Below are 4,970 nucleotides of genomic sequence, written 5' to 3' on the forward strand. Positions count from 1 at the left end.
CAGGAGATCGCCCTCTACGACGTGCTGAGCGCCCGGCAGAACCTGGAGTTCTGGGGGCAACTGTACGACATGCGCGGCAAGGAACTGAGCCGGCGCATCGATGAAGTCCTGGAGCAGGTCGGCCTGAGCGACCGGGCCAAGGACAAGGTGCGCACCTTCTCCGGCGGCATGAAGCGGCGCATCAACATCGCCGCCGGGCTGCTGCACAAGCCGCAACTGCTGTTCATGGACGAGCCGACGGTGGGCATCGACCCGCAGAGCCGCCGGCGCATCCTGGAGATGGTCAAAGAGTTGCGCGACGGGGGCATGACCGTCCTGTACACGACCCATTATATGGAAGAGGCCGAGGAGTTGTCCGACCGTGTGGGCATCATCGACCAGGGCAAGCTCATCGCGCTGGGCACGCAGGCCGAGCTGACCCGGCTGGTCGGCGGGCAGGAGACGCTGCGGCTGCACCTGATGGAAGAGGCGACCGCGGCCCTGACCGCCGCCAACGGGAGCGCCGGCCACGTGTCGGCCGACGGGACGGTCGATCTGTTCGACGGCGTGCCGGGCGTGTTGCGCGCCTGCGCCACCGACCACGAGATCGCCGTCAACGTGGCCGACGCCCGCGAGGCGCTGCCCGGCGTGGTCGGCCGGGCGGCCCAGACCGGCCTGCGCGTGCGCTCGGTGGACATCGAGGAGCCGAACCTGGAAGCCGTCTTCCTGCACCTGACCGGCCGTGGCCTAAGAGATTAAGAGGAGTTATCCGCAGATTTGGCAGATTGGGCAGATTTTTCCGTCGGTGGGCGTAGTCTTTAGTGACCGATACAAGCGACCAACGACTACCAACCAACAACCAGCGACCGATAATCTGCCCAATCTGCCCAATCTGCGGATGATACCTCTTCCCGAGAGACGACGATGAACAAGATACTCACCATCATGTGGAAAGACGTCAACATCCTGTTCCGCGACTGGGCGGCGCTGGTGCTCATCATCGCCGGGCCGCTCGTGCTGAGCCTGGGCCTGGGGCTGGTGACGGGCAGCTTCGGCGGCGACGACACGCCGGCCATCAGCCGCATCCCCGTGGCCGTGGTCAACCACGACGGCGGCCAGTTCGGCGACGCGCTGGCTGGCCTGCTGAGTAGCCCCGACCTGAGCGAGCTGCTGGCGTCCGAGGCGTGGGATGACGAGGCAGCGGCGCGGGCGGCGGTGGAGCGCGGCGACATGACCGCGGCGGTCATCATCCCCGCCGGTTTCAGTAGAGACGTTTCGGCGAAACGTCTCTACACGCCCGACGCGGCCACCGGCCAGTTGCCGGCGCCCGTGCCCGTCCAGGTCATCGGCGACCCCGGCGCGCCCATCGGCGCGTCGGTCGTGCGCGGCATCGTGGACGAGTTCGCCGCCCGCGCCCAGACGGGCGTGACCGCCATCGAGGTCGCGCTGACGGAGTTGGCGGCGAGCGGGGCTGTGCCCCCGGCCGAACTGAGCGCGGTGGGCGAGGCGATGGGCGCGCAACTGTTCGGCGAGGCGGCCGGCGGGGAGGCGATGGCCGCGTCGTCGCTGGTGCGCGTCACCCGCGAGAGCGCCACGCCCAGCGGCAGCGCCGGCTTCAACCCGCTGGCCTACTTCGCCCCGGCCATGGCGCTGCTCTTCCTGATGTATGCGGTCACACTGGGCGCGCGGACGCTGCTGTCCGAGCGGCGCGAGGGCACGCTGGCGCGCATGTTGGTCGCGCCGGTGACCAACGGGCAGGTGCTCAGCGGCAAGGTGGCGGGCATCTTCCTGGGCGGCTTCATCCAGTTGGGGGCGCTCATCCTGCTGACGACGCTGCTGTTCCGGCTGAACTGGGGCAATCCGCTGGGCGTGCTGCTGCTGATCGTCGCCGCGGCGCTGGCGGCCACGGGCTGGGGCGTGCTCATCGCCTCGGCCGCGGCCAACGCCGGCCAGGTGACCAGCCTGGGCATGGCCCTGACGCTCATCTTTGGCATCCTGGGCGGCAGCTTTGCGCCCTTGCAAGACGTCTCCCCCTTGCTCGACCAACTCAGCCGCATCACGCCCAACCGCTGGGCGATGGACGGCTTCACCGGGCTGGCGTCGGGGGATGGGCTGGCGGCCGTGGCCCTGCCCGTGGGCGTGCTGCTGGCGATGGCCGTTGTCCTGTTCGCCGTCTCGGCCTTCATCTTCCGCCGCCGGCAGGGGGCGATGATCGGTGGTCAGTGATCAGTTGTCAGTGATCAGTTGTTAGTTGTCAGTTGTTAGTTGTCAGTACTGACAACTGACAACTAACAACTGACAACCGACAACTGACAACTAACAAAGGTGCTTCCATGCTCAACAAACTCTCCGCAATCATTCGCAAAGACACGCTATTGCGCTTCGAGGGGCGGTCGGAACTGCTCTTCTTCCTGGTGCTGCCCATCGTCTTCACCTTCATCGTCGGCGGCGGGCTGCCGGCGGCCGGGCCGGGCGAGGACACGCGCCTCGTCCTGCCCGTGGCCGACGAGGACGGCAGCGACGGCTCGGCCGCCTTCCTGGCCGCGCTGGGCGAATCCGACGCCGTCCGGCCGGAAGTGATGCCGCGGGCGGAGGCCGAGGAACTGCTCGACGCCGGCGATGCCGGGGCCATCCTGGTCATCCCCGCCGGCTTTGGCGCGGGACTGACGGCCGGGGGCGTGCTGGCCGGCCAGACGGGCGAGCTGCTGCTGCGCGTCGCGCCCAACAGCAACGTCGGGCTGGCCGTGGAGAGCGAGGTGCAGCGGGCCGTGGGCGCGGTGGCCCGGCCGCTGCTGGTGGCCCGCAACGCCACTGAGGGCGCGGAGGCCGTCCGTCCCTTCGCCGACGAGGCGGAGCGGACGGCGTTCTTCGAGCGGGCGTTGGCGGCCGCCGGGATGGCGGAGAGCCAGCAGCCGGCGCGGGTGGAGTTTGTCCAGGCGGCCGGCGGCGGGGATACCTACGACCAGCGCGCGCAATCCTCGGCCGGGCAGCTGATCACCTGGGTGTTCATCCCCCTGCTGGGCGCGTCGGGCCTGTTCGCCATGGAGCGCGGGCTGGGCACGCTGCGCCGGCTGCTGACGACGCCGACGCGCCAGTCCACCTTCCTGCTGGGGGCCGTGGGCGGGCAATATCTCATCGCCCTGGCGCAGATGGTCATCCTGGTCGCCTTCGGCGTGCTGGTCATGCGCGTGCCCTGGGCGCGTAACCCGGCGGCGCTGGCGCTCATCCTGGTGACGTTCGGCCTGGCCGGGGTGGCGCTGGGGACGATGCTGGGGACGTTCGTCAAGACGGAGAGCCAGTCGAGCAACCTGAGCATCATGCTGGGCATGAGCATGGCCCTGCTGGGCGGCTGCTGGTGGCCGATGGAGCTGTTCCCGGCCGGGCTGCAACAGATCGTCAAGGTGCTGCCGACGACGTGGGCCATGAGCGCCCTGACCGACATCACCATGCGCGGCGCGGGGCTGGCCGACGTGCTGCCGGAGGCGGGGGTGCTGTTGGCCTTCGCGGCGGTCTTCTTCGCCGTGGGCGTGTGGCGGTTCAGGTACGAGTAAGAAGATAGGGGCTAGGGTCTAGGGACTAGGGTCTAGAGGAAGAACGCTCTTCCCTAGTCCCTAGCCCCTAGAACCTAGCCCCTAACCCCTAGCCCCTTTCTTTTATGCACATAATTGCATTTTCTGGAAATTGCCTCTTGACAAGCGCCCCATCCCGATCTATACTATCCACATTACCCGGATAACTGCATAACCGGGAAAGCAAATGACAAGCAAGGAAGCGAATCATGCCATTAGCGACTGCTGACCTCATCATGCCGCAGGCCACCGCCGAGGCCATCGGCTTCAGCCTGGAGCCGGCGCACAACATCCACCACTCGCTGGTGACGCTGGCCCGCGCCGACGAGGTCTCCGGCTTCGATGATTGGGTCTATCGCACGGCCGCGGCGATGACGCCGGAAGAGCGCGAGACGCACAGCCTGGTCATGATCGGCTTCTACTACGCCACCCGCCCCGACGCCGCCTACCCCAGCTTCCCGCTCTACCTGGAGCACCTGGCGACGATGTCGCCGCTGGCGCTGCGCAACAAGGTGCTGGACGCCTACATCGACATCGTCGTCAAGGCCGAAGGGGACGAAGAGGGCGAGCGGCCGTCGAAGGACGAGATCCTGACCGACGTGAACAGCTTCATCGGCTTCCTGCGCGAGGGGTTCAGCGACGACGCCGTCATCCCGGAGATCGAGCGGCGGGCCTACACCTACCTGATCGATCCGCCGGCCATGCAGGCCCTCATCGTCGGCCACCTGCGGTCGATGTGGTACAAGTACCTGGCCGTCGAGTGGGAGCGGGTGCGGCCAATGTTACAGAAGTCGGTGCGCGCCTTCGAGGGCCTCGACTTCAGCGGGCTGAGCCGGATGGCGATCGTCGAGCGCGTGGCCGGCCGGCCGCTGATGGGCGAATGTTGGCCCGACATCTTCGAGCGGGTCGAGCGCATCACCTTCGTGCCGTCGGCCCACATCGGCCCCTACCACGCCAAGGCGGAGGCGGACGGCCACCTGTGGTTCCTGTTCGGCGCGCGCCTGCCCGAAGGGGCGGACGAGGACGTGCCCGAACTGAGCCGGGCGGAGCTGCTGGTGCGCCTGAGCGCCCTGGCCGACGACACCCGGCTGAGCATCCTGAAGTCGGTCGCCGACGCCGGCGAATTGCGGTCGCAAGACATCATGGCCCGGCTCGACCTGAGCCAGTCCGGCACATCGCGCCACCTGCAACAACTGACGGCCGCCGGTTTTCTGAGCGAGCGCCGCTGCAACGGGGCGAAGTGCTACCACCTGAACAGCGAGCGCGTGGACAACACGCTACAGGCCCTGGGTTCGTACCTGACCGGCGCGAACGCCAGAGAGTTAGTCTCGCCCGGTTGGGCGAGAGGGGGTTAACGTGAACCTGAACCTCTACGATGCCGAGCAGCACCTGCTGCGCCAGAAAGAGTTGGCCCGCGCCGCG

The 4,970-nt window shown here is 67.9% G+C and carries 4 protein-coding genes; all 4 read left to right on the forward strand.

Going from position 1 to position 4,970, the window contains the following annotated elements; genetic code table 11:
• Positions 1-738: ATP-binding cassette domain-containing protein (locus tag ACE3UY_RS02615; RefSeq protein WP_374685997.1), on the forward strand; the 738-nt coding region annotated here is incomplete at its 5' end.
• A gap of 165 nt (positions 739-903) precedes the next feature.
• Complete coding sequence (locus ACE3UY_RS02620; RefSeq protein ID WP_374685998.1) at positions 904-2,205, forward strand: ABC transporter permease; 1,302 nt, start codon at positions 904-906, stop codon at positions 2,203-2,205.
• A gap of 107 nt (positions 2,206-2,312) precedes the next feature.
• Positions 2,313-3,530 (forward strand): ABC transporter permease, encoded by a 1,218-nt coding sequence (locus tag ACE3UY_RS02625; protein WP_374685999.1) that lies wholly within the window; start codon positions 2,313-2,315, stop codon positions 3,528-3,530.
• A gap of 227 nt (positions 3,531-3,757) precedes the next feature.
• A complete protein-coding gene (locus ACE3UY_RS02630) occupies positions 3,758-4,903 on the forward strand; it encodes an ArsR/SmtB family transcription factor (RefSeq protein ID WP_374686000.1) in 1,146 nt (381 codons plus the stop codon).
• The last annotated feature ends 67 nt before the right edge of the window (positions 4,904-4,970 follow it).

Origin of the sequence: Promineifilum sp. (SeqCode) (genome assembly GCF_041918635.1) — a bacterium.
GTDB lineage: Bacteria > Chloroflexota > Anaerolineae > Promineifilales > Promineifilaceae > Promineifilum.